This is a genomic window from Paraburkholderia tropica, assembly GCF_014171495.1.
GTDB classification, from domain to species: domain Bacteria; phylum Pseudomonadota; class Gammaproteobacteria; order Burkholderiales; family Burkholderiaceae; genus Paraburkholderia; species Paraburkholderia tropica.
The window spans coordinates 2192609-2218670 of the sequence record NZ_CP049134.1 but is presented as its reverse complement, the minus strand read 5'-3'; the positions used below and the strand labels follow the sequence as shown (position 1 = coordinate 2218670).

The window sequence follows — 26062 nt, the reverse complement described above, 5'->3', positions numbered from 1 at the left end:
ACCTGTCGAGCGCGCGCGTCGTTGGCGCGCGCCGCCTCTGTTGCATCCAATCTGTCGCATCCATTCTCCGATCCGATCATGAACGCTCCCACCACTACTCCTGCCGGTTTTCGCTGCGGCATGGTCGCGATCGTCGGCCGTCCGAACGTTGGCAAATCCACGCTGATGAACGCCCTTGTCGGCCAGAAGATCAGCATCACGTCGCGCAAGGCGCAGACCACGCGCCACCGCATCACCGGCATCAACACGACCGACGACGCGCAGTACATCTTCGTCGACACGCCGGGTTTCCAGACGCGCCATAGCACCGCGCTGAACCGCTCGCTGAACCGCGCGGTCACTTCAACGCTCAGTTCGGTCGACGCCGTGCTGTTCGTGATCGAAGCGGGCAAGTTCGGTCCCGACGACCAGAAGGTGCTCGACCTGATTCCGCCGAACGCGCCCACGATCCTGATCGCCAACAAGATCGATTGCGTGAAGGACAAGGCCACGCTTTATCCGTTTATCGAAGGCGTGCAGAAGCTGCGCGAATTCCGCGAGATCGTGCCGCTGTCGGCGAAGAACGCGGACGACATCAAGCGCCTGCTCGATGTGCTCAAGCCGTATCTGCCCGAAGGCGAGCCGATCTACGGCGAAGACGACCTGACCGATCGCAGCGAGCGCTTCCTCGCCGCCGAAATCCTGCGCGAAAAAGTGTTCCGCTGGACCGGCGACGAACTGCCGTACACGAGCACGGTGGTCATCGAAAAGTTCGAGCAGGAAGGCCGCCTGCGCCGCATTTTCGCGACGATTCTCGTCGAGCGCGACACGCAGAAAGCCATGGTGATCGGCCAGAAGGGCAGCAAGCTCAAGCAGATCAGCACCGAGGCGCGCCTCGACATGGAAAAGCTCTTCGACGGTCCGGTCTATCTGGAAACGTTCGTGAAGGTGAAGAGCGGCTGGGCCGACAACGAAGCCGGTCTGCGCGCCTACGGTTACGAGTGATCCGCTGATCCGCGACGAGTGACAGGAAGAGCGACGGGATGAGCGACGGCGAAGCCGGAACCCTGAACGACGATTGGTCCGCGCCCGACGCGGGCCCGGCCGCCGACGACGACTTCGAGTCGTCGTCCGGCGCGCGCGCACGCACGGCGCCCGCGCGCAGCCGGGGCGCGAAATCCGCGCCGAGGTCTCCTTCAAAGCCTTCATCTTCCTCGTCGCGCGACGATCTGGGCGAAGGCGCCGACGCCACGCTCGAACGCCGCGCCGAACCGCGCGCGCCCCGCAAGACCACCGCGCGCTCGCAATTGCCGCGCACGCCGCGCAGCACGGCCTCCGATTATCGCGTCGCCGAGCAGCCGGCTTTCGTGCTGCACAGCTATCCCTATCGAGAAACCAGCCTGATCATCGACGTGCTGTCGCGCGATCACGGCCGCGTCGCGCTCGTCGCGAAGGGCGCGAAGCGGCCGCATTCGGCGCTGCGCGGCGTGCTGCAAACCTTCCAGCCGCTCACGCTGAACTGGACCGGCAAGGGCGAAGTGCGCACGCTCACGGGCGCCGAATGGGTCGGCGGCATGTTGCCGCTGACCGGCGACGCGCTGCTGTGCGGCTTTTACGTCAACGAGTTGCTGGTGAAGTTTCTCGCGCGCGAGGACCCGCATCCCGCGCTCTTCAATCATTACGTCGTCACGCTCACGCGCCTCGCGCACGATCTGCCGCCCGTGCAGGTGCTGCGCTCGTTCGAGCGCGTGCTGCTGCGCGACACCGGCTACGCGCTCGCGCTCAACCGCACCGTGAACCGCAAGACCGTGCTGGCCGAAGGGCGCTACGTGTTCGATCCCGAGCGCGGCGTGCGCGAAGCCTCCGACGAGTGGCCCGCGCAATGGCCGGTGCTTTCGGGCCAGACGTTGCTCGATATGGAAGAGGACGATTACCATCGTCCCCAGACCGTCGCGCAGAGCAAGGCGCTGATGCGTTTCCTGCTGAATACTTACCTTGGCGGCACGCCGCTCGCGACGCGCCAGATCCTGATCGACCTGCAGAACCTATGAGCTTCTTTCTGACTTCGCCCAACGTGATCGACCTCGGCGTCAACATCGACCACGTCGCCACGCTGCGCAACGCGCGCGGCACCGCTTATCCCGATCCGATCCGCGCGGCGCTGCTTGCCGAAGAGGCGGGCGCCGATGCGATCACGCTGCATCTGCGCGAGGACCGCCGGCATATCGTCGATGCCGACGTGCGCACGCTGCGTCCGCTGCTCAAGACGCGCATGAATCTCGAATGCGCGGTGACGGCCGAAATGCTCGACATCGCCTGCGAGATCCAGCCGCACGACGTCTGCCTCGTGCCCGAGAAGCGCGCGGAACTCACGACCGAAGGCGGCCTCGACGTCGCCGGCCAGTTCGAGGCCGTGGCCGCCGCCTGTCGTCAGCTCGCCGCGGCGGGTTGCCGTGTGTCGCTCTTCATCGATCCGGACGAAACGCAGATCCGCGCCGCCCAGGCCGCGGGCGCGCCCGTGATCGAACTGCACACGGGTCGCTACGCCGAAGCGCACGAAGCCGCCGAACAGCAGCGCGAGTACGAGCGCGTGGTGGCGGGCGTGAACTGCGGCATGGGCCTCGGCCTGAAGGTGAATGCGGGCCACGGTCTGCACTACACGAACGTGCAGCCGATCGCCGCCATCGAAGGTATTCACGAACTCAACATCGGCCACGCGATCGTCGGGCATGCGGTGTTCGTGGGCTGGGAAAACGCGGTGCGCGAGATGAAGGCGATCATGGTGTCGTCGCGTCTCGCCGCGCAGAACGCGTAACAGCGTCGCGCCGCGCGCGTCGCGTGTTGTGCCGCGCGCGCCACGACCATCCGTTCATCACGAGGAATACATGGCGATTTACGGCATCGGCACGGACATCATCCAGGTGAGCCGTGTGCAGGCAGTGATGGAGCGCACCGGCGGCCGCTTCGCGCAGCGCGTGCTCGGCCCCGAGGAACTCGCGGTCTACGAGGCGCGCAAGGCGCGCTCGGCCACGCGCGGGCTCGCGTATCTGTGCACGCGCTTTTCGGCGAAGGAAGCCTTTTCGAAGGCGATCGGCCTCGGCATGCACATGCCGATGACCTGGCGCGCCGTGCAGACGCTCAACGCGCCCGGCGGCAAGCCGTACATGGTCGCCAATGGCGACCTCGTGCAATGGCTCGAGGAGCGCGGCATCACGACCCATGTGACGATCACCGACGAACGCGATTACGCTGTCTCGTTCGTGGTCGCCGAAACCGACCGCCCGCCGGTTCAGACGCCCGTTCGCTGATCCCTTCTATCCGCTCGCGCCGCGCGCCGCGTCGCGTGGCGCGGCCTTCAACGCCCCAACGATCGATGAAACTCATTCCCGGACCGGTCATGCTCGACGTGGTTGGCACGTCGCTCAACGATGACGACGTGCGCCGCCTCGCGCATCCCTCCACCGGCGGCGTGATCCTGTTCGCGCGCCACTACGAGAACCGCGCGCAGCTCGTCGCGCTGACCGATGCGATCCGCGCCGTGCGCGACGACCTGCTGATCGCCGTCGATCACGAAGGCGGCCGCGTGCAGCGCTTTCGCACCGACGGCTTCACGGTGCTGCCCGCGATGGGCCGCATCGGCGCGCTGTGGGACAAGGACGTGCTGCTCGCGACCAAGCTGGCGACGTCGGTCGGCTACATTCTCGCGAGCGAGCTGCGCGCCTGCGGCATCGACCTGAGCTTCACGCCGGTGCTCGATCTGGGCTACGGCCAGTCGAAGGTGGTCGGCGACCGCGCGTTCCACCGCGATCCGCGCGTGGTCACGCTGCTCGCCAAGAGCCTGAATCACGGCCTCGCGCTCGCGGGCATGGCGAACTGCGGCAAGCACTTTCCGGGGCACGGTTTCGCGACCGCCGATTCGCATGTCGCGGTGCCGGTGGACGAGCGTCCGCTCGAATCGATTCTCGGCGAGGACGCGCTGCCGTACGACTGGCTCGGCCTGTCGCTCGCGGCGATCATGCCGGGTCACGTGATCTATCCGAAGGTCGACGAGAAGCCGGCCGGTTTCTCGCACGTGTGGGTCAAGGAGATCCTGCGCGACCGTCTGCGTTTTCCGGGCGCGATCTTCAGCGACGATCTGTCGATGGAAGCGGCGCGCCAGGGCGGCACGCTCGCGCAAGGCGCGCGCGCCGCGCTCGACGCGGGTTGCGACATGGTGCTGATCTGCAACCAGCCGCACGAGGCCGAAAAGGTGCTCGAGGAGTTGCGTATGGACGAGCCGTCGCGCGAGCGCAAGGCGTCGTCGAAGCGCATCCGCCGTCTGATGCCGCGCGGCAAGGCGCTGCGCTGGGACAAGCTGGTGGCCGATCCCGCGTATCTCTCCGCGCAGGCGCTGCTGCGCAGCGTGCTGCCTTGAGCCGCGCGCCAGACGCGTAGCCAGACGTATAGCCAGAAAGCGCCACACAGCAAAACGGCGGTCCTTCTGCGTGGAAGGGTCGCCGTTTTTTCGTGCGCGAACGTGTCGAGCGGATCAGTTCAGGCGCATGCGCTGCAGCTTGTTGTAGAGCGTCTTCGGGCTGATGCCGAGCAGCGACGCCGCACGATGGCGCGTGCCGCCCACCGCGTCGAGCGTGGCGCGGATCAGCATTTCCTCGACGTCGGCGAGCGGCGTGCCGACCGTCACCTGCACGCGGTTGCCGTTGCCGTCGCGCGTGCCGCTGCCGTTGCTTTCCTCGGCCTGCAGCGTTTCCAGCACTTCGCCGGACGCGTGCCACGCGCGCTGCACGCGCTCGTGCAATTCGCGCACGTTGCCCGGCCAGTCGTAGCCCAGACATTCGCGGATAAAGGCCGGCGACACGAGCCGCGTCGTGCCTGTCAGACCGCGCGAGTGCGCCTCGATATTGAGCGCGTCGACGCAGGCGACGGCGAGCAGGGCGGCGTCTTCGTCGCGCTCGCGCAGCGGCGGCAGTTGCAGCGCGGCGGCGTCCAGACGCAGCCACAGATCTTCGTGCAGCATGCCTTGCTGCACCGCATCGCGCGGCACCGTGCGCGTGGCAGCGATGAGGCGGAAATCGGTGCCCACTTCGCTGCTGCCGCCGACGCGCATGAAGGTTTGCGAGTCGAGCGCGCGCAGCAGCGCTTCCTGCTGGGCGCGCGGCAGATCGGTGAGTTCGTCGATGAAGAGCGTGCCGCCCGACGCCTGATCGACGAGACCGGGCTCGCGCTGCTCCGCGCCGTTGAACGCGCCGCGCTCGTGGCCGAACAGAATGCTCGCGAGCGGCCGTCCGCCCGCGGCCTCGGCGGCCAGCGCGCGCACGTCGCAGACCACGAACGGCCCTTTGCGGCGTCGGCTCAGCTGATGCAGCGTGCGCGCGGCGACTTCCTTGCCCGTGCCGGGCTCGCCCTGCACGAGAATCGCCGATTCGGTGGGCGCGAACTGTTCGATCGCGTCGTAGACGTGCTGGATCGCGTTGCTGCGGCCGAGCATCGGGCCGAAACGGCCGAGTTCGCGCAGCGACGCGCGCAACGTGCGCACTTCCTCGCTGAGTTCGTACGGACGCGGAATGCGCGCGAGCAGACTGCGCAGGCGCGGGATGTTGACCGGCTTGAGCAGATAGTCCCAGATGCCGTGGCGCAGGCCTTCGATCGCGCTTTCGACCGTGGCGTTGCCGGTCATCACGATCACGGGCAGCGCGCCGCCGGGCGGCTGGGCGGGCAGATGCGGGAGCAGTTCGAGGCCGCTGCCGTCGGGCAGGTTCAGGTCGACGAGCACGACGTCGGGGATGAAGCGTCCGAGTGCGGCGCGCGCGTCGGCGAGCGTGGCGGCGGTATCGACCGAGAAACCATCGGCGGCCAGGATGGCGGAGAGGCCGGACAGGCTATTGGGATCGTCTTCGACAATCAGGGCGTGTGGCATGGCGCAAGGGCTGACGGATGAGCGCAGACACGCCCGACACGCGCGCAGACGCGCGCGTCGGACCAGCCCGACGCGGCGTCGCGGCACGCACGGGCGCGGCGCGATACGGAAGAGTTCAACGGGATCACCGCAGTGTCCCGAGGCAGGTTATTCAGTTCCGATCCTCCCAGATTGGCGCTCGCTTCCAGCGGTCGTGCTGCGTCTGTCCGCTTTTTCGTTTCGCGGACCCGCGGTGCATCTCGCGGATCCGGCAGCCGATTCGCCGCGCGCTGCGCCGGCCCTGAGCGCCGCGAGATGCCGCGCCGGGCCGTTTTTTTACCCCCAACACCGGCCGCCGTTATCGGGCAGCCGGCTTGAACCTGCGTAATTCCTGCTTGTTCCTGCTTGTACCAGCTCTGCTTGTACCAAGGTCCGGGCAACTATCCGCAAATCGGCGCGCAAACCGGCGCTGACATCAGTCGAACGGCCGATGCGCGTCGAACCAGCGCCGCACTTCCAGTTCCGCCTCGTCACGCGTCTTGCCGTAACGTTCCTGGATCAGTCCGGCGAGGCGATCGGCGTGGCCTTCCGCCTTGGCCAGCTCGTCGTCCGTGAGCTCGCCCCAGGCGGCCTTCGCCTTGCCGATCAGCTGCTTCCACTTGCCTTCTGCGATGTCGTTGTTCATCGAGTTCTCCTGGTTCCGGGAAGAGGGTGCGTTAGCCGCAATAAAAATTGGCTATCCCGGAAATAGACCAGCAGAAACCATGCCATGAGCGCCTTGCCTTGCTGTGCCGATGTTGCTCACATTTTGCGCACCGGCAAAACCGGTAAGGTTTTCCCATGGCACTCACAAACATACACGTTCGGCAAAAAAAGAAAAAGCGCCCCGAGGGGCGCTTTCGCGATTGCATCCGCGATGCATCGATGCGGACGCGTTCGCCTTGCCGTTTGCCTCGTGAAGCTTAGGCGCGGCTGCGGTACTCGTTCGTACGCGTGTCGATTTCGATCTTGTCGCCGATGTTGCAGAACAGCGGCACTTGCAGTTCGAAGCCCGTGGTCAGCTTGGCCGTCTTCAGCACCTTGCCCGACGACGTGTCGCCCTTGACAGCCGGTTCCGTGTAGATGATTTCGCGCACGAGCACGGTCGGCAGTTCGACCGAGATGGCCTTCTCGTTGTAGAACACGACTTCGCACGCCATGCCGTCTTCGAGGTAGTTGAGGGCGTCGGCCATCATCTCGCCTTCGACTTCGTACTGGTTGTAGTCGGCGTCCATGAACACGTACATCGGGTCGGCGAAGTACGAGTACGTCACTTCCTTGCGGTCGAGCACGACGACGTCGAACTTGTCGTCCGCCTTGTACACGGTTTCCATGCCCGCGCCGGTCAGCAGGTTCTTGAACTTCATCTTCACGACGGCGGCGTTACGGCCCGATTTGTTGTATTCGGCCTTCTGCACGACCATGGCGTCGTTACCGATCATCACGACGTTGCCGACGCGGAGTTCCTGTGCGGTCTTCATAAAAAACTGTCCTGTCCAGATTAGATAGCTTTGGGTGTGCGCGACGGCAAACGTCGCAAGCGTTCGTTGTGGCCCCCTGCCGGAACGCGTAGCGCTTCGAACGGCGTGTTCGTTTGCGTATTCGCGTATGACCTGCAAGGCGTGCGGAAATCGAGGTCGCTTGAGACGGCTGCCGCCGGATAACCGCTTATTTTAACTGAGTTTTTGCGAATTCGGCCAGATTTCCAGCGAGATCGCCGGTCAGGGCGAGTTCGGCTGCCCAGCCGTGCGCGCGCGCTTTCAGGGCGGGCAGGTGGCGGGCGAGGTCGGCCCAGTCCGGCGCACGATCCGGCGCCATTTGCGCGGTGCCTGGCGCGATTTCAGGCGCGGTCTCAGGCGTGGCTTTATCCGCCGCGTTCGTCCCGATCGCGCGACCGTCGTGCGCGCCAGCCGGGTGCCCGGCATTGCCGTTCCACGCGTGCCAGAAGCGTTCGAGCGCCTCGCGCGGCGCGGCGTCGAGCGGGCGCGTGTAGTGCTCCAGCGCGGCGTCGAGCTTGGGCAGATGCGCGTCGTCGGCTTGCGGATAGATGTGCCAGACGAACGGTCGCGCCGCCCACTGGGCGCGCACGAACGAATCCTCGCCGCGCACGAAGTTCAGGTCGCTCGCCCACAGGAGCGCGTCGTAGCCGCGCTGCTCGGTGAAGGCGAGGCTGTGCGCCGTGAGCGATCCGCGTTCGCCGCGCGTGCCCGCGTCGAAAGACGGGACGCCGAAGAAGCGTGCGAGCGCGCCCGAAATGCGCCCTTGCGGCACGAGCAGCACGACCGGCGTCGGACTGTCGCGCCACTGTTCGAGCAGCGTGTCGATGGCGGGATTCTCGTAGGCGAACAGCGAGATCACCGTGGCTTCCGGGCCCGGCGGCGGGCCGCCGGTCGCGCGTTGCCACCACGCCGCGCGCGCTTCGGGCGAGCTTTCGAACGCGGCGCGCGCCGCATCGAGATCGCGTTCCTTGAGCACGCCGCCGGTTCCCGCGCCGAGGCCCGGAAAGAAAAAGTGCTTGAGCAGCCCGTAACGCGGATGCGGCGACGGACGCAGATGGAAATCGGCGACCCAGTCCTCGGCGCTCAGATATTCGAGATTGAGCCACACGGGCGTGGGCGTGCGTTCGGCCATCGCCGCGATGTACGCCGACGGCAGTTCGCAGGCGAACGCTTCGATCACCACGTCGGCGATTCGCAGCGTTTCGCCCACGTGATCGGTCTCGTGCCAGTGCTCGACGACCACGCCTTCGACCGTCTGCGACGCGCGCGACGCGTCGAGCGTCGGGCAGAGCTTTTCGAACGCGTGCAGATCGTCGACGAACAGGCGCACCTCCCAGCCGTGCTCGCGTGCGAGCTGACGCGCGAGACGCCAGCAGACGCCGATGTCGCCGAAGTTGTCGATCACGGAGCAGAAGATGTCGCAGGCGAGGGGCGCGGCGGCGTCGTGCGGACGGACGGCGTCGGGCGCGGGGCCGGTGGTGGAGCGGGGAGCGTGGGACATGACGTGGGCTGGCGAGTAGGGCTGGCGGCGGGCCGGCGGCTTCGAGCCGGCTCGTGGGCGCGGCTTTGGGCGCGGCTTTGGGCGCGGCTTTGGGCGGCTTCCAGGTTGCATCCCGGGTTGCAACCGGGGTGCTTCTGGCCCGCGCGGAATGATCTAAACTTGCGATTCTAGGGCAGCCGCATGACCGCGTCGCGTCGCGTGCGCGGATGGTCTGCGCCGCACACCCGCAAGCCTGCCCCGACCCGACGCAACTCGACGCTCACAGACGTCCCCAGACTGGATGACCGATTCTCACGATCCCGCCGACTCCCACGGTCCCGCCGCCGACGCCGACATTCCCGCAGACGCGCCCGAAACCGCTGCCGAAGCCGTCGCCGAAGCGTTCGACCCGAAGGAAGTGCTGACGCAACTGCCGCATCTGCCCGGCGTCTACCGCTACTACGATGTGCGCGGCGCGGTGCTCTACGTGGGCAAGGCGCGCGACCTGAAGAAGCGCGTATCGAGCTATTTCAACAAGACGCAGCTCTCGCCGCGCATCGCCATGATGGTGACGCGCATCGCGCGTATCGAGACCACGGTCACGCGCTCGGAAGCCGAAGCGCTGCTGCTCGAAAACAACCTGATCAAGGCGCTCGCGCCGCGCTACAACATTCTCTTTCGCGACGACAAGTCGTATCCGTTTCTCAAGCTCACGGGGCACAAGTTTCCGCGCATGGCGTACTACCGCGGCGCGGTCGATCGCAACAACCAGTACTTCGGACCGTTTCCGAGCGCCTACGCGGTGCGCGAAAGCATCCAGATCCTGCAGCGCGTGTTTCAGTTGCGCACCTGCGAGGACTCGGTGTTCAACAACCGCACGCGGCCGTGTCTGCTGCATCAGATCGCGCGCTGCACGGCGCCGTGCGTCGGCGCGATCAGCCAGGACGATTACGCGCGCGATGTGAGCAACGCCTCGCGTTTTCTGCTCGGCCGTCAGAACGAGGTGATGAAGGAGCTGGAGACGAAGATGCACGCGTTCGCCGCCGAGCTGAAGTTCGAGCAGGCCGCGTCGGTGCGCAACCAGATGAGTTCGCTGTCGACCGTGCTGCATCAGCAGGCGATCGAGACAGGCAGCGAGAGCGACGTCGATATTCTGGCCGTGGTCGCGCTGGGCGGACGCGTCTGCGTGAATCTCGCGATGGTGCGCGGCGGCCGCCATCTGGGCGACAAGGCGTACTTCCCGGCGCACGTCGAGCGCGCGCTGACCGACGAAGAGGGCGGCGTCGCGGAAACCATCGGCGAGGAAACGGTGGTCGCGGCGACGGCGCTGAAGTCGCTGCCGTCGCTCGCGCGCAAGGCGCTGGTGGCGAGCGCGGGCGCGGCGGCGCAGGCGGAAGACGAAGAGAACGCGGCTGATGAAGCAGGCGCGGACGCAAGTGAAAGCGTAAGCGGAGAGGCAAGCGAAGGTGTAAGTGAAGACGCAGGCGACCAGCCCGATCCGCTCGCGATCGCGGAAGAACTCGGCAGCGAAACCGAAGCGTCCGACGCCGCTGACAGCCTCGACGAAGCCTCCGCCGCGAAGCCGAAGTCGTCGAAACGCGCGGCCCGCGCGAACGGCATCGAATCCGAAGTGCTCGACGCTTTCATCGCGCAGCATTACTTCGGCAATCGCGTGCCGCCGGTGCTGGTGGTGAGCCATCCACCGGCGAACCGCGAGCTCGTCGACGTGCTGTCCGAACAGGCCGGCCACAAGGTCGCGGTGCTGCGCCAGCCGCAAGGCCAGAAGCGCGCGTGGCTCGCGATGGCCGAGCAGAACGCGCGTCTCGCGCTCGCGCGGCTGCTCTCGGAACAAGGCTCGCAGCAGGCGCGCACGCGCACGCTCGCGCAACTGCTCGGCCTCGAACTCGACGATCTCGCGCATCTGCGCATCGAGTGTTTCGACATCAGCCACACGATGGGCGAGGCGACGCAGGCGTCCTGCGTCGTCTATCACCATCACAAGATGCAGTCGAGCGAGTACCGGCGCTACAACATCACGGGCATCACGGGCGGCGACGATTACGCGGCCATGCGCCAGGTGCTCACGCGCCGTTACGAGAAGATGGTCGCGCAATCGGCGCGCAACGAAACCGATGAAGCGCAGGCGCTGCAAAGCACCGATCCCGCCGATCCGAGCGCGTCGCCGGACGGCGCGGAACCGGTCGCGACGGGCGGCACCTTGCCCAACATCGTCCTGATCGACGGCGGCAAGGGGCAGGTCGAGATCGCGCGGCAAGTGTTCGACGAACTCGGACTCGACCCTGCGATACTTGTGGGCGTTGCCAAGGGCGAAGGGCGCAAGGTCGGCCTCGAAACGCTGGTGTTCGCCGACGGCCGCGCGCCGCTCGAACTCGGCAAGGAGAGCGCGGCGCTGATGCTGGTCGCGCAGGTCCGCGACGAGGCGCACCGTTTTGCGATCACGGGCATGCGCGCCAAACGCGGCAAGACGCGCCAGACGTCGCGGCTCGAAGAGCTGGAAGGCGTCGGCGCGAAACGGCGTCAGCGTCTGCTCGCGCGCTTCGGCGGTCTGCGCGGCGTGATGGCGGCGAGCGTCGAGGATCTGGCGAGCGTCGAAGGCATCTCGCATGCGCTGGCGGAACAGATCTATCAGCAGCTTCATTGAGGCCGCGCCCGCGCACGGGAATCGACGGCGCGCGGGCGTCAACCTTACGCTTGCTTGTGGCGGCCCCGGTGACGCGGCACAATTGCATCTCCCATAATTGCAACTCCCCCTGACAGACTGCGCGCGCCAATGCCGTTCAATATCCCGATTCTCCTGACGTGGCTGCGGATCGTGGCGATTCCGCTCGTAGTGGGCGTGTTCTATCTGCCGCAGTCGGTGCTGAGCCCGATGCATCAGAATGTCGCAGCCATGTGGATCTTCATCCTCGCGGCGCTGACCGACTGGTTCGACGGCTATCTCGCCCGCAAGTGGAACCAGACCTCGTCGTTCGGCGCGTTCCTCGATCCGGTCGCCGACAAGCTGATGGTCACGGCCGCGCTGCTCGTGCTCGTGCACCTGCAGCGTCTCGACGCGGTGATCGCGCTGGTGATCGTGGGCCGCGAGATCGCGATTTCGGCGCTGCGCGAGTGGATGGCGCAGATCGGCGCTTCGAAGAGCGTGGCGGTGAATCAGCTCGGCAAGTTCAAGACGGCGTGCCAGATGGTCGCGATTCCGATGCTGCTGTTCTACGCGCCGCTCACGCTCGACGGCAAGACGCTGTTCGATTCGCGCGTGTGGGGCACGTGGCTTATCTACGTGGCAGCGGTGCTGACGATCTGGTCGATGCTCTATTACATGAAGCTCGCATGGCCGCAGATCCGCGAGCGCGGAAGCCTCTAAGCAAGGGAGATTCGCGCGGTCGGTCGATCCTGTGATCGACCGCCATCGACACGAATCGACACGAATCGACCCCGGCGCGAATCTTTTTCCAAAAAGATCACACGAAGGGGTTGACACGATTCAGCGGGTTATACATAATCTCACTTCTCCGCTGCACGACAAGCAGCAAACGAAGCAGATGCGGTGGAGATAGCAGGAAATAGCCGAAGATAAGCAGTCAATCAGCGGCGAAGGTAGTAAGGCAGCAAATACGCGGGAGTAGCTCAGTTGGTAGAGCGCAACCTTGCCAAGGTTGAGGTCGCGAGTTCGAGACTCGTCTCCCGCTCCAGATTCTGGATGCGGCGTTTTGCAAAACTGTGAAACGAAGTGTCGGCAGTAAAGAGTAGTGAAGCAGTAAATATGCGGGAGTAGCTCAGTTGGTAGAGCGCAACCTTGCCAAGGTTGAGGTCGCGAGTTCGAGACTCGTCTCCCGCTCCAGATTCTCGGGGAAGCAGCGCTTCCCCTTTTGTTTGGTGGGCCGCAAGGCCATCGCAAAAATCTGTCGGTAGTTGTGAGCGCAAGCAGTTTTCTGCGCCCCAGACATCGAACAGTCCGCTTTTGGCGCGATAGCAAAGCGGTTATGCAGCGGCCTGCAAAGCCGTGTAGGCCGGTTCGACTCCGGCTCGCGCCTCCAAGTAGTTCAAGAAAAAGCCACCTTCGGGTGGCTTTTTCTTTTTCCGCTTTCCGTTCGCCGCTTTTCTTCTTCGCGGATGCGCCATCGATCGCCGCGCGCCGCGTCGTCATCGCGCGTGCACAATAGCGGATCGCTTCCCACGGATCTCCGCCATGTCCATCGAACTTCCCGACGAAGAGCGCACGCTCGCAATCGCGTCGATCCAGCGTTACTTCGAAGCCAACATGGAGGAACCGATCGGCAATATCGCCGCGGGCGGTCTGCTGGGTTTCTTTCTCGAAGAGATCGCGCCGGCCATCTACAACCGCGCGATCGCCGACGCCCAGGAGCGCATGCAGGCGCGCATCGTCGAACTCGATATCGATCCGCACGAACAGCCGTTTCAATACTGGCGCAAGTACGAGACGCCGCGCCGCCGCAAGTAGTGTTTCGCTCGCGCCGCAAGGCATAATCGGCCTTTCAGCAAGCTTCGATGGAATTCTTATGACCGCGCAGTCCCCCGCATTGCCGACCGTTCAACTCGACTGGCAATGGCAAGCTTTCGATGCGCTCAGCGCGCGTGACGTGTACGCCATGCTCAAGCTGCGCTCCGACGTGTTCGTGGTCGAGCAGAACTGCGTCTACGGCGACATCGACGGCGAGGACGACACGGCTTGGCATCTGTTCGCCTGGGGCGAGCGCGACGGCAAGCGGGCGCTGGCGGGCTATCTGCGCGTGCTGGTGCCCAGCGCCGACGATCCCGACGTGCGGATTGGCCGCGTGGTGACGTCGCCGGCATTTCGCGGCATCAAGCTCGGCAACGGGCTGCTCGAACGCGCGATCGCGCACAGCGCGCGTCAATGGCCGGGCGTGCCCATGCGACTGCATGCGCAGGCGCATCTGCAGAAGTTCTACGGTGCATTCGGCTTCACGCCGGTTTCGGAGATTCACGACGAAGACGGCATCCCGCACGTGTGGATGCGTTCGGCCTGATGGTTTGACGCCCGAATCGCTCAGGTGCGCAGCGGCTTGTCTTGCTGCTGTTCCTGCTGCGCGGCGCGTGCCCGGCCACGCTTCGGCTGCGTACGCTGCAGACGTCCGCGCGCGGAAAGGCGCATCCAGTGGCGCAACGCAAGCAGCGCGCCGATCACGCTCATCATCGAGCCCGGAATCCACAGCAACAGGCCGCCGATCTGCTGATCGCGCATCGGCGAAAGCCAGGTGAACGCGCGTCCGCAGATCGAGTAAATCGGATAAAGCTCGTGCGACGTGAAGAAGATGAACGCGCCGAGCACGATCTGCGGCGGAATCGCGGCGATTACCACCAGCACGCGTTTGCCTGGCGCGAGGCGCGCGGGCGGCGCGGGCCGCGGGTCGAGCACGAGCCACCAGAACAGCAGCCCGTCGATCACCATGCTCCAGTTCATGACGCGATAAAGCCGCCAGTCGAGCATCGCGACGAAGTGAATCGGCGAGAGCAGCCAGAAATAGATCAGCCCGACGAACAGCGTTACGGCGACGACGGGATGCATCACCACGTCGAGCGCGATGCGCACGGGCCGCGCGGCGAGCGCGGGCCGCACGAAGCGCTGACGCCACGCGAACGGAATGCCCGCGCGCAGCGCCGCGCCGGGGTACGAGAGGGCGATGAAGAAAGGCCCGAGATGATGCAGCACGAGATGCTGCGCGCGATGCATGAAGAACTCGTGCTCGAAGAAGTAATCGAGCCGCGTATGCAGCGCGATGTAGAGCGCGCCGAGTCCGAACCAGAACGAAAGCCGGCGCGCGAGCGTGACGCGCGCCTTGTGCTGCCCGCGCACGAATAGCAGCGCCGCCACGCCGATCGCGATCACGACGGTCGGCGAGGGCTCCCAGGGATCGAGCCAGTAGAGCGGGTTCATCGAGGGCTTCTGCTCGGGTTCATCGCGGGATTCTGCTCGGGTTCATCGCGGGCTTCTGCTCGGGTTCATCGCGAGGCGCTGAGTGGAGGCGCTTTGAAGCGTCAGCGACGCGTTACTGCTGCGACGGCGGCTTCACCGCGAACGGCGTGTCGAGCGTCGCGCCATCCGAGAACTTCAGTTTGAGGTGCACCGTGTCGCCCGGCGCGACCTTGTGCTTCGCATGCTCGAGCATCAGGTGATAGCCGCCCGGTGTGATGTCGAGCGTGCCGTGCGCGGGCACCGTCGCCTTGTGAACCATCACCATTTTCTGTGTCGATCCGTTCGACACGGTCTGATGCAGCATCACCATGCCGTAGTCGTCGCTCGATACACCGACGAGATCGATGGGCTTCTCGCCATCATTCTTGAGCGTGACATAGCCCGCCGCCGGCAGATCGTTCGGCAGCCAGCGCACCCATGCGTTCTGCGCGCTGATCGCCACGTCGGCGGCGTGCGCTGCGGGCGCGAACGCGCTGAACGAGCAGGCAAGCGCGAAGCCGAACGTTGCGGTGAGGGACTTGAGTTTCATCGTCATGGCAGTTCCTGTTGCGGGTGGTGCGGGAAATCGGTTCATGTTGCGCGCGGCACGTAGCTAGCCGTCCTTAGCCGTCATTCGCCGTCATGCGGGCGTGTCGATGATGCGGCGCACGTCCTGCGCGATTGCGGCCGCTGTGTCCCGGTCGGTGGCGAGCAGGCGCGCGTGGCCCTGCGCGTCGAACACATAGACGGCCGAGCTGTGCGTGACTTCGTAGCTGCCGTCCGGGTCGCGCTTCTCCATCTGATACGCGACGCGATAGCGTTTCGCGAGCGCTTCCACCTGCGCGTCGCTGCCCGTGAGGCCGAGCGCGTGCTGCGCATCGAAAGCGCCTACGTAGGCGTGCAAGGCGCCCGGCGTGTCGCGCGCGGGATCGACGGAGATGAAGAGTATCCGCACGTGCTGCGCGTCGGGTCCGAGATTCGCTATGACCTGCATCAGCCGCGCCATCGTTTCCGGACACACGTCCGGACAATGCGTGTAGCCGAAGTAGACGAGCGCGGTCTGGCCGCGCAGGTCGCGGGCCGTCATCGGCTGGCCGTTGTCGGCGGTGAGCGTGAAGGCGAGGTCGGGCAGATGGCCCTGGACGTCGGTCAACTGCCACGGTTCGGCCGGATGCGAGCAGGCGCCGAGTAGCGCAGCAGCGGTTAATGCGGCGCCCCATGAAGCGATCGTCGCGACGAACCGCTGCGCGGCGCGCGCTGTTCGGCGAGCGTGGCGCGAGGGAGGGGAGTCGGCGAACGGGCGGATCAAAGGCTGTCTCGGGAAAGCGTTGCTTTGAGGAGGTCGACCGGCGCGGACGGACCGTGAAGCCCGGCTGGGCGTAGCGGTCGGCCCTGCGTCATGCCGGTGGACTGTAGCAAAATTGCGGCCTCGCTGCCGCGCGTGCTTCGTCCGGGCGGCGTGCCGCTGCCGAAACGGGGACAAAACGCCACATCGGCGGGCGCTCAGGCGACGCCGGCCAGGCGATGCGTCCAGGTCGCTTTTTGTGCAAGAAAGTGTGTCAAAACGCGTCCGCAGGGCCGTTTTCTCGATAATTAAAGGCAGTCGCGGTAAGATTCGCACACTTTCCCAGGCAGGCGCACGCGTCTGCCGAACCGATATCCGGCGCACGCGCCGAGGGGTGAAAAGGCCGTAATGCACGCAATTCCGCAAGCACTTCCCGCAGCACTGCCGTTCGACAAGACGGCATTTTTCTTCGATTTCGACGGCACGCTCGTCGAACTCGCGCCCACGCCCGACGGCGTGCTCGTGCATCCCGACATGCTGGCGCAACTCGCCGAACTGCGCCGCGCGACGAGCGGAGCGGTGGCGATCGTCTCCGGGCGCGGCATCGACAGCATCGACGACTTTCTCGCCATGCCCGACCTGCCGATCGCGGGCCTGCATGGCGCCGAGCGACGCGACGCGAATGGCGACACGCAGCGCGTCGGTTTTCACGACGCGCGCCTGCTGCACATGGAGCAGGTGCTCGCGGAAGTCGTGCGCATGCATCCGGGCACGCTGCTGGAGATCAAGGGCGCGGCGCTCGCGCTCCATTACCGCAACGCGCCGGAGCACGGCAACGCGGCGCGCGTGGCCACGGAGGCGCTCGCCGCCGAATTCGCCGACGCCTACGTGCTACAGCCCGGCAAGATGGTCTACGAAATCAAGCCCAAGGACGTCGACAAGGGCCGCGCGCTGCGCGCGTTCCTCGACGAACCGCCGTTCGCGGGCCGCACGCCGGTGTTCGCCGGCGACGATTTGACCGACGAGAAGGGCTTCGCCGTGGTCAACGAATTCGGCGGTCTGTCGATCAAGGTCGGCGGCGGCGACACGATTGCGCGCACGCGCGTCGACTCGGTCGACGCGCTGCTCGCCTGGCTCACCGCACTGGTCGCTGCGGCGCGCGGCGCCTGATGGCGTTGCGCACGTTGTCTCCTTCGCTTCACGCGCCGGCTGGTCCGGCGCATCTGTTTCACTCCCAGCACGGAACCTGCATCTCATGAGCCGACTGATCATCGTGTCGAACCGGGTCGCGCCGATTTCCGAAGGCGGCCCGGCCGCCGGCGGTCTCGCGGTCGGCGTGTACGACGCACTCAAGGAAACCGGCGGCATGTGGTTCGGCTGGAGCGGCGACGTGCTGTCGTCCGGCCAGCCGGGCATCCAGCTCGAGGAACGCGGCCCCGTCACGTTCGCGACCATCGGCCTGCTGCGCCGCGACTACGACCAGTACTATCGCGGCTTCTCGAACGCCACGCTGTGGCCCGCGTTCCACTATCGCGCCGATCTGGTCCAGTACGACCGCCACGACTACGAAGGCTATTGCCGCGTGAATGCCTGGCTCGCGCAGCAGCTCGTGCCGCTGCTGCACGACGACGACGTCATCTGGGTCCACGACTATCACCTGATCCCGTTCGCGCAGGCGCTGCGCGCGGCGGGCGTGAAGAACCGCATCGGCTTCTTCCTGCACATTCCGTTTCCGGCGTCGCAGGTGCTGCTGGCGGTGCCGCCGCATCGCGAACTGGTCGAGGCGCTGTGCTCGTTCGATCTGCTCGGGTTTCAGACGAAGCCCGATCTGCGCGCGTTCTGCGATTACATCGTCAACGAGGCGGACGGCTCGGTCGACAAGCGCGCCGACGGTCTCACGCAGATCACGGCCTTCGGCAAGACGCTGGCCGCGAACGACTATCCGATCGGCGTCTATCCCGACGAAGTGGCCGAACTCGCCAAAGCCGGCGAGCGCGGCAAGCCGGTGCGCACGCTGAAGGCGGCGCTGCATGGCCGCAAGGTCATCATGAGCGTCGATCGTCTCGATTATTCGAAGGGGCTCGTCGAGCGTTTTCGAGCCTTCGAGCGGCTGCTCGAAAGCGCGCCGGCGCAGCGCAACAAGGTGTCGTTCGTGCAGATCGCGCCGCCTACGCGCGCCGACCTGCACGCGTATCAGGACATCCGTCTGCGGCTCGAAGCGGAGTCGGGGCGCATCAACGGACGCTTCGCCGAACTGGACTGGACGCCGATCTGGTACATCCATCGTCAATACGAACGCGCCGTGCTAGCCGCGCTGTTCCGCGCCTCGCACGTGGGCTACGTCACGCCGCTGCGCGACGGCATGAACCTCGTGGCGAAGGAATACGTGTCCGCGCAGGATCCCGAAAATCCGGGCGTGCTGGTGCTGTCGCGATTCGCGGGCGCGGCGCAGGAGCTGGGTGGCGCGCTGATCGTGAATCCGCTCGACATCGACGGCATGGCCGACGCGCTCGGCAAGGCGCTGGCGATGCCGCTCGCCGAGCGCCTCGCGCGCTACAACGACATGATGGTGCAACTGCGCGAGAACAACGTCTCGGTGTGGCGCGACCGCTTCATGCGCGATCTCACGGACGTGCCCAAACGCTCGGTCGCTTGAGCGTCCGGCGCGTGGTGCGGGCGAGGGCGCTACATTCGCGGTAACGTACCCGCCAAAGAAAAAAGCCGCTTCTTTCGAAGCGGCTTTTTTTGCGTCTGAATCTCGCGAGTGAAATTCGCGAGCGATAGACGCGAATGACGTTTGCAAGCAACTCAGGCGACGTGTTTTTCGTCGGCCTTCTTGTTGCCGAGATGCAGCGTCGAGCCTTTGCCGTACTGCTTCGCGAGCAGTTCGCGATAGAGGCCCGGACGGTTGCGCAATTCATCGGGATTACCGTCGTCGATCACCTTGCCCGCGCTCATCACGATGATGCGGTCGAAGTTCTGCAGCGTCGACAGACGGTGCGCGATGGCGATCACGGTGCGGCCCACCATCAGACGGTCGAGCGCCTGCTGGATCGCTTCTTCCGACGCGCTGTCGAGTGCCGAAGTGGCTTCGTCGAGCAGCAGGATCGGCGCGTTCTTGAGGATCGCGCGCGCGATGGCGATGCGCTGGCGCTGGCCGCCCGAGAGCTTCACGCCGCGGTCGCCCACGATCGTGTCGTAGCCTTCGGGCATCGCCTCGATGAAGTCGGCGCAGCGCGCCTCGCGGGCGGCGGCGAGCACTTCCTCGCGGCTCGCCTCGGGGCGCCCATAGGCGATGTTCTCGTAGATCGAGCGGTGCAGCAGCGAGATGTCCTGCGGCACCAGCGCGATGGCGTGGCGCAGGCTGTCCTGCGTCACGTGCGCGATATTCTGGCCGTCGATCTTGATCGCGCCGCCCTGGGTCTCGTAGAAATGCTGGAGCAGGGCGAGCACCGTGGTCTTGCCCGCGCCCGACTTGCCGATCAGGCCCACGCGCTGGCCTGCCTGAATCTGCAGATCGAAGTGATCGAGAATCGGCTTGCGGTGCGGATAGGCGAAGGTCACGCCTTCGAAGTCCACGCGGCCGCCTTGCGCGACGAGCTCGCTCGCGTCGTCGCGGTCGGGCATGCCGTGCGGCTCCAGCAGCGTCTGCACGGCTTCAGCGAGGCGCGCCACGTGCTGCGTCACGTCGACGAGCGCCACGGCCAGGTCGCGCGTACCGTGCAGGATCGTGAAGCCCAGCGAGCTCACGAGCACGATGTCGCCCGACGTGGCCTTGCCCTGATCCCAGAGCCACAGCGCCCAGCCGAGCAGGCCGGCCGAGAGCATGGCCGTGATCACGGCGTGCAGCAGACGCAGCTTTTCGAGGTAGAGCAGGCTCTGGCGGCGCGCGTCCAGTTCGGCCTTGACGGTCGAACCGAAGCGCTTCTGCTCGCGAAACGTCATGCCGAAGGCGCGCACGAGCGCCATGTTGCCGATCACGTCGACGAGCTCGCCGTCCACGGCGGCCGCGCGGGAGGCGAACGCATGGTGGCGGGCCGAGCCGCGACCGGCCAGCTTGAACAGGATCACCGAGAGGATCGCCGAGCAGAGCAACAGACCGGCCGCCATCAGCGGATTCACGGCGATGATCATGACGATCGCGCCCGCCACCGCGATGCACGGCGGCAGCACGTTCCAGGCGGTGGTGTTCTCCGCCGTATAGACGGCGTTCGAGGTGGCGGTGATCCGGCTGGCGAGCGTACCGGGCTGTTTCTCCGAGTAATAAGTGGGCGAGTGGCCGCTCAGATACTGGAACAGGTCGCGCCTGAGGTCGCCGGTGACGGCGACGAACGTGTGCGCGGCGAACCAGCCGCCGACCCGCCAGAGCAGGTTGTCGGCGGCGATCAGGCCCACGAGGATCGCGAACGCGGTCCACAGCGGACCAGGATGGTGACGGCCGGTACCGAGCACGTCGATCAGATGCTTGATCGCGTACTGCGAAGCGAGCGCGCACCCGACAGCCGCGAACACGCTGGCGAGCACGACGGCGTGGGCGAACGGATGGCGCTTGATGTAGCGGAAAAGGAACGCGAGCGGCCGCCGCGCATAGCTCGCGAGCTTTGCGTTGTGGGCGTTACGCTGGGCGATGGTCAGATGTTCCAATTGATCGGTGGTCGGTCTGACGGAGCTTCGTCCGTACGAGGTGGAAAAAAGAAATAGGAAGGCGCTGCGGCAAACCTGACGGAATATCCGCATTGTAAACATCCATTACGCGGGGCGCATGCCCCGTGCCTGATGCGCGCGCATCTTATCGCGACTACGCGGCAACCGGTGTGCCTTCCTGCAAGGTGTCGTGGCCAAGGTTCAGCAGGTTTTCCCGGCCTTTTTAGAGATACAATTATGGATTGCGTTCGGCATTCTTCGATGCGCTGTCGCATCGCGTTATCCGAACAGTCTGCAAACAGTTTGTGAACATCGCGCGAACGGTTCGCGAACGGTCTGCGCCAGTGTCCCACAGTGGACCAGGATTCACGCGTGCGATTCGTAAGATGTCGCATGCGTCACGCGCCAGACGGCGTGTGACGGCCCGGTTCCGGTTGCCAGCGCCACGCGCCGGCCGGAAGCGCTCCCCTAATCTATAACTGTCTTTAAAAACAGGGGGTTGCGGAGTGTTTCCAGTTTGTAACAACGTAAAGACTTTGAAATGTTCTAGCCGGCTATGGGTGCAAACCCCGATAATGCCGACTCGAACGGCGTAGGGAAATTGACAGCTTTTGTGTCAACGACAGCGACCCCTGCGCGTTTACCGCCTGAGCCGCCGCGCGTGACGATCCGTCACGAGACAACTGCGTCGGTCTGTGTGCCGGGCATCCGGCGCGGTTAGCGGTACGGAACGCCTGGCAGGGCGAGCGGCAAACACGCCGCGGCTCGCGAGGTCGATTGTCAAACTTGCAGTACTTTGCCCGATTTATTACGAGGAAGGAGTTCACCACTATGCGAATCGCTCAAATCGCTCCGTTGCACGAGGCGGTTCCTCCCAAGCTGTACGGCGGCACGGAACGGGTGGTCTCCTACCTGACCGAAGCGCTGGTCGAACAGGGTCACGATGTTACGCTGTTCGCGAGCGGCGATTCGATTACCTCGGCGAAGCTCGAAGCTTTCTGGCCGCAGGCGCTGCGCCTCGACCCCACGATTCGCGACGTGATGGCTCCGCACATGCTGCTGCTCGAAGAAGTGCGCCGCCGCGCGCATGAATTCGACGTGCTGCATTTCCACATCGACTACTACCCGTTCTCGCTGTTCCAGCGTCAGGAAGTGCCTTTCGTCACGACGATGCACGGCCGCCTGGACCTGCCGGAACTGCAACCGATCTTCAACGCGTTCAGCGACGTGCCGGTCGTCTCGATCTCGGACAACCAGCGCCTGCCGCTGCAGCAAGCCAACTGGCAACAGACCGTCTACCACGGCCTGCCGGAAGACGTGCTGCGTCCGATCGAAAACGTCGAACCGGGCTATCTCGCCTTCCTCGGCCGCGTTTCGCCGGAGAAGGGGCTCGACAAGGCGATCCGCATCGCCGGTCAGGCCGGGATGAAGCTCAAGGTCGCCGCCAAGATCGACAAGGCCGACCGCGCCTACTACGAAGAAGTCATCAAGCCGCTGATGGCGCAGTCGCACGTCGAGTACATCGGCGAAATCGGCGAGCACGAAAAGCGTGAATTCCTCGGCAACGCGCACGCGCTGGTGTTCCCGATCGACTGGCCGGAGCCCTTCGGTCTGGTCATGATCGAAGCCATGGCTTGCGGCACGCCGGTCATCGCGTTCAAGCGCGGTTCGGTGCCGGAAGTCATCGACAACGGCGTGTCGGGTTTCGTCGTCGAAGACGAAATCAGCGCGGTCGCGGCGGTCAAGCGCCTGTCCACGCTGTCGCGCGAGAAGGTGCGCGGCGCGTTCGAATCGCGTTTCTCGTCGAAGGTCATGGCGAAGAACTACGTCGCCGTGTACGAAGAAATGCTGCGCCAGAAGCGCCGCACCGTGCTGCGCGAAGTCAACGCCAGCTAAGCGCGCGGTTCGGGCCGTCGTCTGACGGCTCGCGCGAGTTTTCACAACGCCTCAGTGCCTTGCACTGGGGCGTTGTTACATTTACGCCGCACGTAACGGTTCTCACCGGCTGCGAGCGTGAGGGGCGGCGGCAATGTCCCTATAATGGCCGTTCCGCGAAATTGGCGGCCTTTTTTACGACAGCGACATCAGGAGAAGTGCCTTGGCAAGAACCCGACCGACGCGCGCCGTCACCGTTCCCGGTGCCGGCACGATGTTCGCGTTGCGCGCGATCGGTCTCGTGATCCTTGCGCGCTGGCTCCATTCGATGGCGCAGATGAATTTCATCGCGGCGCTCGAGGGAATGGCCTCGTCGCCGGTCGCGTGTCTGAATCTCGTCTTCCTGTTTCTGCTGATCGTGTTGCCGGGCGCGAAGGCGCGCGTGGAGCGTCCGTTCCATCCGCTGCCGCAATGGCTGCGTCAGGCGCTGCGCTTCTTCGGCGTTTTCGGTTGTCTGTTCGCGCTCTGGTCGATCGGCGCCTTCGTCTGGATGGCGGGCTGGCGTCGCGCCGTGCACGCCGCCGCCGAGACCAACGGCTGGCTCGTGGTGCTGCCCGCGCTGTACGCGGCCGTTGTGTGGATCTGCCGTCCGCGGGCGCTGTGGCGGTCGAACTTCGCGGCGCGGCGTTTTGCGATCGGACGCTATGCGGTCTCGATCGATGTCGCGACGCGTACCACAGTGGTGTGGCTCGAAAGCCGCAAGCTCGGCCAGTATGACGCGCGCGAGTTGTCGGTGCGCTGGCCCGGCGGCGCGCGGGTGCGGGATGGATCGAATCCTGGGCGGGCGGGTGAGCCGGGCGGCGTGGGCGCCGCGCCGGTCAGCGAACCGGTCGGCGAGCCGGTGATACCGGCGCACGCACCGCTCGATGCCGAGACCACGCTGGCGGCGTCGGCTGAGTCGGCTGAGTCGGCTGAGTCGGCTGAGTCGGCTGCGCCCGTGGTTCCGGCTGCACCGGCCACGGCACCCACGCCAAGTACGCAGATCGCGCTGATCGCGCCGGTTCAGACGGCTGCGTCGTCGCACGACCGCCGTCCGAAAATCGCATTGATGTGGGACTCGCCGGCCGCGGCGGGGCACAACCGTCAGACCGTGTTCCGCATCCGTCTTATGACCGAGGGCGACCGCGTGGCCGCCCGCGCGCTGGATGCCGCGCTGAAACAGGCTTGATGCGCGAGCGCGGTTCGCCGCGTCGCGGGTTGCCGCCTGGTTTCTCGCGTTTCTGCTATTCCTTCTGCTTGTCTCTGCTTCGATCGTCTTTACGATTTCCGCCGTCACCGTGGAGCGCGCTCCGCCCCAGCTTGCCGATCCATCGCCGCTTCGAAGGAGTCGCCATGCTAGTCCGCTGGTTGCTTGCCGCCATTCATCTGCTGGCCTTCGGTTTCGCGCTCGCCTCGATCGTGCGGCGCTCGCGCGGTCTGCGCCGCTGCACCTCGACAGAAGGGCTGCCCGCCATCTTCAGCGCTGATAACGGCTGGGGCGGCTCGGCGCTGGTGCTGATCGTCACGGGCGCGATGCGTGCGTTCGGCGGCTTCGAGAAGGGCGCGGACTACTACCTGCACGAACCGCTCTTTCACGTGAAGATGGGCGTGCTCGTGCTGATCCTTCTGCTCGAAATCGCTCCGATGATGGCGCTCCTGCGCTGGCGCAACGCCGTCAAAAACGGCGACGTGCCCGATCTCACGCACGCGCCGAAATACGCACGCATCGGCAGGTGGCAGACGCTGTTGCTCGTGGTGATGGTGTTTGCCGCGACCGGCATGGCGCGCGGTATCGGGCTGGCGGGAATGGGCGCGGACGGCGCGTCGTAACGGGACGCCCGCGCGGAAGTGCCCCGGACGCCATTCATCAGCAATCCGAACCAATGGCCGCAAATGAAAAAAGCCCCGTTGCTTGCGCAACGGGGCTTTTTATCTTCGGTGCTTGTCTTTACCAACACCAGAATCCTGGTGGGTAGTACTGGGATCGAACCAGTGACCCCTGCCGTGTGAAGGCAGTGCTCTACCGCTGAGCTAACCACCCGAAGAGATTCAAATTATGCCGGGCATTTTCAGTCTTGTAAAGCCCTTTTTTAAGTATTTTGCACAGTACCCGAATTTTCTTCGACGACGGGCTGTGTGCGCCAGACCGAGGTGCCTTTGAGCGCCTTGTCGAGGCCGTCGAGCAGGGCGTCGTGCTCGCTGATCTCGTCGGCGCTCGCGGCGATCACGGGCAGCGCGAGCGTCTCGAAGCGCACGCGCGGCGCGGCGCCGGCATCGTTCGCGTCGTGCGTGCTCGACATGTCGATCACGAGGCTTTCCTGGCCGCGCGTCATCGCCAGATAGACTTCGGCGAGCAGTTCCGAGTCGAGCAGTGCGCCGTGCAGCGTGCGGTGCGCGTTGCTGATGCCGAAGCGGTCGCACAGCGCATCGAGCGAATTGCGTTTGCCCGGGAAGATCTGCTTGGCCTGCACCAGCGTGTCGATCACCTCGCCGCAATGCTGCTTGAGCGGCGGCTGGCCGACCATCGCAAGCTCGGCATCGAGAAAGCCGATGTCGAACGGCGCGTTGTGAATGATCAGTTCCGCGCCGCGAATGAAGTCGAGAATCTCGTTCGCGACTTCGGCGAATTTCGGCTTGTCGGAGAGGAATTCGGTGGTCAGGCCGTGCACCGCGAGCGCGCCGGGGTCGCTGTCGCGTTCCGGGTTGATGTAGAAGTGCAGGTTGTTGCCCGTGAGCCGGCGGTTCACGAGCTCGACGCAGCCGATTTCGATGATGCGGTCGCCCGTGCGGGCGTTCAGGCCGGTGGTTTCGGTATCGAGAATGATCTGGCGCATGGCGTTTGAAACAGGATTGCGTGGGCGGCGCGCGTGTCGGCGGACAGGACGCGCCGCGTTTTAAAGGCTCAGAGTTCGGTGAGCGTGGCGACGCCGCGGTTCGCGAGCGCGTCGGCGCGCTCGTTTTCCGGATGGCCGGCGTGGCCCTTGACCCAGCGCCACTCCACCTCGTGTTGCGCGACGAGCGCGTCGAGGCGCTTCCACAGGTCGTCGTTCTTGACGGGCGTTTTCGCGGCGGTCATCCAGTTCTTCTTTTTCCAGCCGTGAATCCATTCGCTGATGCCTTTCTGCACATATTGCGAATCGGTGTGCACGATTACCTTGCACGGGCGCTTGAGCGCTTCGAGCGCGGCGATCACGCCCATCAGCTCCATGCGGTTGTTGGTCGTGCCGGCCTCGCCGCCGAACAGTTCCTTTTCCTGCGCGCCGAAGCGCAGCAGCGCGCCCCAGCCGCCGGGGCCAGGGTTGCCCTTGCAGGCGCCGTCCGTGAAGATTTCGACGAAGTCGGGTGTGCTCATGAGTCCTTGTTGCGTGTAGGGGAG

General features: G+C 65.4%; 24 protein-coding genes and 4 tRNA genes. 17 read left to right on the top strand and 11 right to left on the bottom strand.

Translation table 11 applies throughout. The annotated features are described in order from the left end of the window. Nucleotides 1-78 precede the first annotated feature (78 nt). From era to nagZ, 5 genes are all read left to right on the top strand, one after another. The gene (gene era, locus G5S35_RS09935) at nt 79-984 is read left to right on the top strand and encodes a GTPase Era (RefSeq protein WP_065061318.1); all 906 of its coding nucleotides are present in this window, start codon (nt 79-81) and stop codon (nt 982-984) included. Between the two features lie 38 nt (nt 985-1022). After that, nucleotides 1023-2030, top strand: a complete 1008-nt coding sequence (gene recO, locus G5S35_RS09930) for a DNA repair protein RecO (protein WP_074983831.1) — start codon at nt 1023-1025, stop codon at nt 2028-2030. Further along, entirely contained in the window at nt 2027-2794 is a 768-nt protein-coding gene (pdxJ, locus tag G5S35_RS09925; RefSeq protein WP_065061320.1) for a pyridoxine 5'-phosphate synthase, read from the top strand. Before recO ends, pdxJ begins: the two co-directional genes overlap by 4 nt. Nucleotides 2795-2864: 70 nt before the next feature. After that, nucleotides 2865-3287 carry a holo-ACP synthase gene (acpS, locus tag G5S35_RS09920; RefSeq protein WP_065061321.1) on the top strand — a complete coding sequence of 141 codons (423 nt, stop codon included), beginning with the start codon at nt 2865-2867 and terminating at the stop codon, nt 3285-3287. 65 nt (nt 3288-3352) lie between these two features. Then, nucleotides 3353-4393, top strand: coding sequence for a beta-N-acetylhexosaminidase (gene nagZ, locus G5S35_RS09915; RefSeq protein ID WP_065061322.1), 1041 nt, complete (start codon nt 3353-3355; stop codon nt 4391-4393). Nucleotides 4394-4507: 114 nt separating this feature from the next. On the opposite strand, the gene G5S35_RS09910 is transcribed toward nagZ, so the two are convergent. The 4 genes from G5S35_RS09910 to earP all read right to left on the bottom strand — a co-directional run bounded on the left by G5S35_RS09910 (nt 4508) and on the right by earP (nt 8911). Beyond that, a complete protein-coding gene (locus G5S35_RS09910) occupies nt 4508-5893 on the bottom strand; it encodes a sigma-54-dependent transcriptional regulator (RefSeq protein ID WP_176080969.1) in 1386 nt (461 codons plus the stop codon). A 454-nt stretch (nt 5894-6347) separates the two neighbouring features. After that, nucleotides 6348-6557, bottom strand: coding sequence for a CsbD family protein (locus G5S35_RS09905; protein ID WP_065061324.1), 210 nt, complete (start codon nt 6555-6557; stop codon nt 6348-6350). A gap of 277 nt (nt 6558-6834) precedes the next feature. Next, nucleotides 6835-7392, bottom strand: a complete 558-nt coding sequence (gene efp, locus G5S35_RS09900) for an elongation factor P (RefSeq protein WP_065061325.1) — start codon at nt 7390-7392, stop codon at nt 6835-6837. 187 nt (nt 7393-7579) lie between these two features. Continuing rightward, nucleotides 7580-8911 carry an elongation factor P maturation arginine rhamnosyltransferase EarP gene (gene earP / locus G5S35_RS09895; protein WP_124260870.1) on the bottom strand — a complete coding sequence of 444 codons (1332 nt, stop codon included), beginning with the start codon at nt 8909-8911 and terminating at the stop codon, nt 7580-7582. 280 nt (nt 8912-9191) lie between these two features. Here earP and uvrC point away from each other — a divergent pair, with 280 nt between their 5' ends. From uvrC to G5S35_RS09860, 7 genes are all read left to right on the top strand, one after another. Then, on the top strand, nt 9192-11552 hold the full coding sequence (gene uvrC / locus G5S35_RS09890; protein ID WP_183038261.1) for an excinuclease ABC subunit UvrC: 2361 nt from the start codon (nt 9192-9194) through the stop codon (nt 11550-11552). A gap of 129 nt (nt 11553-11681) precedes the next feature. Beyond that, nucleotides 11682-12272 (top strand): CDP-diacylglycerol--glycerol-3-phosphate 3-phosphatidyltransferase, encoded by a 591-nt coding sequence (gene pgsA, locus G5S35_RS09885; protein WP_065061326.1) that lies wholly within the window; start codon nt 11682-11684, stop codon nt 12270-12272. A gap of 252 nt (nt 12273-12524) precedes the next feature. Further along, nucleotides 12525-12600, top strand: a tRNA-Gly gene (locus G5S35_RS09880). Nucleotides 12601-12673: 73 nt separating this feature from the next. Continuing rightward, nucleotides 12674-12749, top strand: a tRNA-Gly gene (locus tag G5S35_RS09875). 122 nt (nt 12750-12871) lie between these two features. Next, nucleotides 12872-12945: transfer RNA gene (locus tag G5S35_RS09870), tRNA-Cys, on the top strand. A gap of 152 nt (nt 12946-13097) precedes the next feature. Beyond that, on the top strand, nt 13098-13370 hold the full coding sequence (locus G5S35_RS09865) for a DUF2164 domain-containing protein (RefSeq protein WP_183038260.1): 273 nt from the start codon (nt 13098-13100) through the stop codon (nt 13368-13370). 58 nt (nt 13371-13428) lie between these two features. Then, nucleotides 13429-13917: a GNAT family N-acetyltransferase gene (locus G5S35_RS09860; RefSeq protein WP_065061328.1), complete on the top strand. Its 489-nt coding sequence runs from the start codon at nt 13429-13431 to the stop codon at nt 13915-13917. 20 nt (nt 13918-13937) lie between these two features. On the opposite strand, the gene G5S35_RS09855 is transcribed toward G5S35_RS09860, so the two are convergent. From G5S35_RS09855 to G5S35_RS39405, 3 genes are all read right to left on the bottom strand, one after another. Next, nucleotides 13938-14825 (bottom strand): cytochrome c oxidase assembly protein, encoded by an 888-nt coding sequence (locus G5S35_RS09855; protein WP_065061329.1) that lies wholly within the window; start codon nt 14823-14825, stop codon nt 13938-13940. Between the two features lie 112 nt (nt 14826-14937). After that, nucleotides 14938-15399: a copper chaperone PCu(A)C gene (locus G5S35_RS09850; RefSeq protein ID WP_065061330.1), complete on the bottom strand. Its 462-nt coding sequence runs from the start codon at nt 15397-15399 to the stop codon at nt 14938-14940. Nucleotides 15400-15483: 84 nt separating this feature from the next. Next, nucleotides 15484-16149, bottom strand: coding sequence for an SCO family protein (locus G5S35_RS39405; RefSeq protein ID WP_373681656.1), 666 nt, complete (start codon nt 16147-16149; stop codon nt 15484-15486). Between the two features lie 387 nt (nt 16150-16536). Between G5S35_RS39405 and otsB the strand changes: the two genes are divergently transcribed. After that, nucleotides 16537-17298 (top strand): trehalose-phosphatase, encoded by a 762-nt coding sequence (gene otsB, locus G5S35_RS09840; RefSeq protein ID WP_074983823.1) that lies wholly within the window; start codon nt 16537-16539, stop codon nt 17296-17298. Between the two features lie 85 nt (nt 17299-17383). Then, the gene (otsA, locus tag G5S35_RS09835; RefSeq protein WP_124260867.1) at nt 17384-18784 is read left to right on the top strand and encodes an alpha,alpha-trehalose-phosphate synthase (UDP-forming); all 1401 of its coding nucleotides are present in this window, start codon (nt 17384-17386) and stop codon (nt 18782-18784) included. A gap of 152 nt (nt 18785-18936) precedes the next feature. Here the strand turns inward: otsA and G5S35_RS09830 are convergent, their stop codons facing one another. After that, nucleotides 18937-20772: an ABC transporter ATP-binding protein gene (locus tag G5S35_RS09830; RefSeq protein ID WP_065061333.1), complete on the bottom strand. Its 1836-nt coding sequence runs from the start codon at nt 20770-20772 to the stop codon at nt 18937-18939. 831 nt (nt 20773-21603) lie between these two features. Between G5S35_RS09830 and G5S35_RS09825 the strand changes: the two genes are divergently transcribed. The 3 genes from G5S35_RS09825 (at nt 21604) to G5S35_RS09815 (ending at nt 24516) form a co-directional block, all read left to right on the top strand. Beyond that, nucleotides 21604-22668, top strand: coding sequence for a glycosyltransferase family 4 protein (locus tag G5S35_RS09825; protein ID WP_065061334.1), 1065 nt, complete (start codon nt 21604-21606; stop codon nt 22666-22668). Nucleotides 22669-22870: 202 nt separating this feature from the next. Beyond that, a complete protein-coding gene (locus tag G5S35_RS09820) occupies nt 22871-23875 on the top strand; it encodes a hypothetical protein (RefSeq protein ID WP_074983822.1) in 1005 nt (334 codons plus the stop codon). Nucleotides 23876-24039: 164 nt separating this feature from the next. Then, the gene (locus G5S35_RS09815; RefSeq protein ID WP_183038259.1) at nt 24040-24516 is read left to right on the top strand and encodes a DUF2214 family protein; all 477 of its coding nucleotides are present in this window, start codon (nt 24040-24042) and stop codon (nt 24514-24516) included. A 136-nt stretch (nt 24517-24652) separates the two neighbouring features. Here G5S35_RS09815 and G5S35_RS09810 read toward each other — a convergent pair. The 3 genes from G5S35_RS09810 to rnhA form a co-directional block, all read right to left on the bottom strand. After that, nucleotides 24653-24727, bottom strand: a tRNA-Val gene (locus G5S35_RS09810). Between the two features lie 49 nt (nt 24728-24776). Continuing rightward, a complete protein-coding gene (gene dnaQ, locus G5S35_RS09805) occupies nt 24777-25520 on the bottom strand; it encodes a DNA polymerase III subunit epsilon (protein ID WP_183038258.1) in 744 nt (247 codons plus the stop codon). 68 nt (nt 25521-25588) lie between these two features. Further along, nucleotides 25589-26038 carry a ribonuclease HI gene (rnhA, locus tag G5S35_RS09800; protein WP_065061338.1) on the bottom strand — a complete coding sequence of 150 codons (450 nt, stop codon included), beginning with the start codon at nt 26036-26038 and terminating at the stop codon, nt 25589-25591. Between the last annotated feature and the right edge of the window lie 24 nt (nt 26039-26062).

What these genes read in the sequence shown, in the direction of transcription:
- recO (WP_074983831.1), top strand. Translation starts at nt 1,023, where the DNA reads ATGAGCGACGGCGAAGCCGGAACCCTGAACGACGATTGGTCCGCGCCC.
- uvrC (WP_183038261.1), top strand. Translation starts at nt 9,192, where the DNA reads ATGACCGATTCTCACGATCCCGCCGACTCCCACGGTCCCGCCGCCGAC.
- acpS (WP_065061321.1), top strand. Translation starts at nt 2,865, where the DNA reads ATGGCGATTTACGGCATCGGCACGGACATCATCCAGGTGAGCCGTGTG.
- nagZ (WP_065061322.1), top strand. Translation starts at nt 3,353, where the DNA reads ATGAAACTCATTCCCGGACCGGTCATGCTCGACGTGGTTGGCACGTCG.
- G5S35_RS09910 (WP_176080969.1), bottom strand. Translation starts at nt 5,893, where the DNA reads ATGCCACACGCCCTGATTGTCGAAGACGATCCCAATAGCCTGTCCGGC.
- rnhA (WP_065061338.1), bottom strand. Translation starts at nt 26,038, where the DNA reads ATGAGCACACCCGACTTCGTCGAAATCTTCACGGACGGCGCCTGCAAG.
- G5S35_RS09825 (WP_065061334.1), top strand. Translation starts at nt 21,604, where the DNA reads ATGCGAATCGCTCAAATCGCTCCGTTGCACGAGGCGGTTCCTCCCAAG.
- G5S35_RS09815 (WP_183038259.1), top strand. Translation starts at nt 24,040, where the DNA reads ATGCTAGTCCGCTGGTTGCTTGCCGCCATTCATCTGCTGGCCTTCGGT.
- G5S35_RS09865 (WP_183038260.1), top strand. Translation starts at nt 13,098, where the DNA reads ATGTCCATCGAACTTCCCGACGAAGAGCGCACGCTCGCAATCGCGTCG.
- pgsA (WP_065061326.1), top strand. Translation starts at nt 11,682, where the DNA reads ATGCCGTTCAATATCCCGATTCTCCTGACGTGGCTGCGGATCGTGGCG.
- earP (WP_124260870.1), bottom strand. Translation starts at nt 8,911, where the DNA reads ATGTCCCACGCTCCCCGCTCCACCACCGGCCCCGCGCCCGACGCCGTC.
- dnaQ (WP_183038258.1), bottom strand. Translation starts at nt 25,520, where the DNA reads ATGCGCCAGATCATTCTCGATACCGAAACCACCGGCCTGAACGCCCGC.
- G5S35_RS09855 (WP_065061329.1), bottom strand. Translation starts at nt 14,825, where the DNA reads ATGAACCCGCTCTACTGGCTCGATCCCTGGGAGCCCTCGCCGACCGTC.
- otsA (WP_124260867.1), top strand. Translation starts at nt 17,384, where the DNA reads ATGAGCCGACTGATCATCGTGTCGAACCGGGTCGCGCCGATTTCCGAA.
- G5S35_RS09905 (WP_065061324.1), bottom strand. Translation starts at nt 6,557, where the DNA reads ATGAACAACGACATCGCAGAAGGCAAGTGGAAGCAGCTGATCGGCAAG.
- pdxJ (WP_065061320.1), top strand. Translation starts at nt 2,027, where the DNA reads ATGAGCTTCTTTCTGACTTCGCCCAACGTGATCGACCTCGGCGTCAAC.
- G5S35_RS09860 (WP_065061328.1), top strand. Translation starts at nt 13,429, where the DNA reads ATGACCGCGCAGTCCCCCGCATTGCCGACCGTTCAACTCGACTGGCAA.
- G5S35_RS09850 (WP_065061330.1), bottom strand. Translation starts at nt 15,399, where the DNA reads ATGACGATGAAACTCAAGTCCCTCACCGCAACGTTCGGCTTCGCGCTT.
- era (WP_065061318.1), top strand. Translation starts at nt 79, where the DNA reads ATGAACGCTCCCACCACTACTCCTGCCGGTTTTCGCTGCGGCATGGTC.
- efp (WP_065061325.1), bottom strand. Translation starts at nt 7,392, where the DNA reads ATGAAGACCGCACAGGAACTCCGCGTCGGCAACGTCGTGATGATCGGT.
- otsB (WP_074983823.1), top strand. Translation starts at nt 16,537, where the DNA reads ATGCACGCAATTCCGCAAGCACTTCCCGCAGCACTGCCGTTCGACAAG.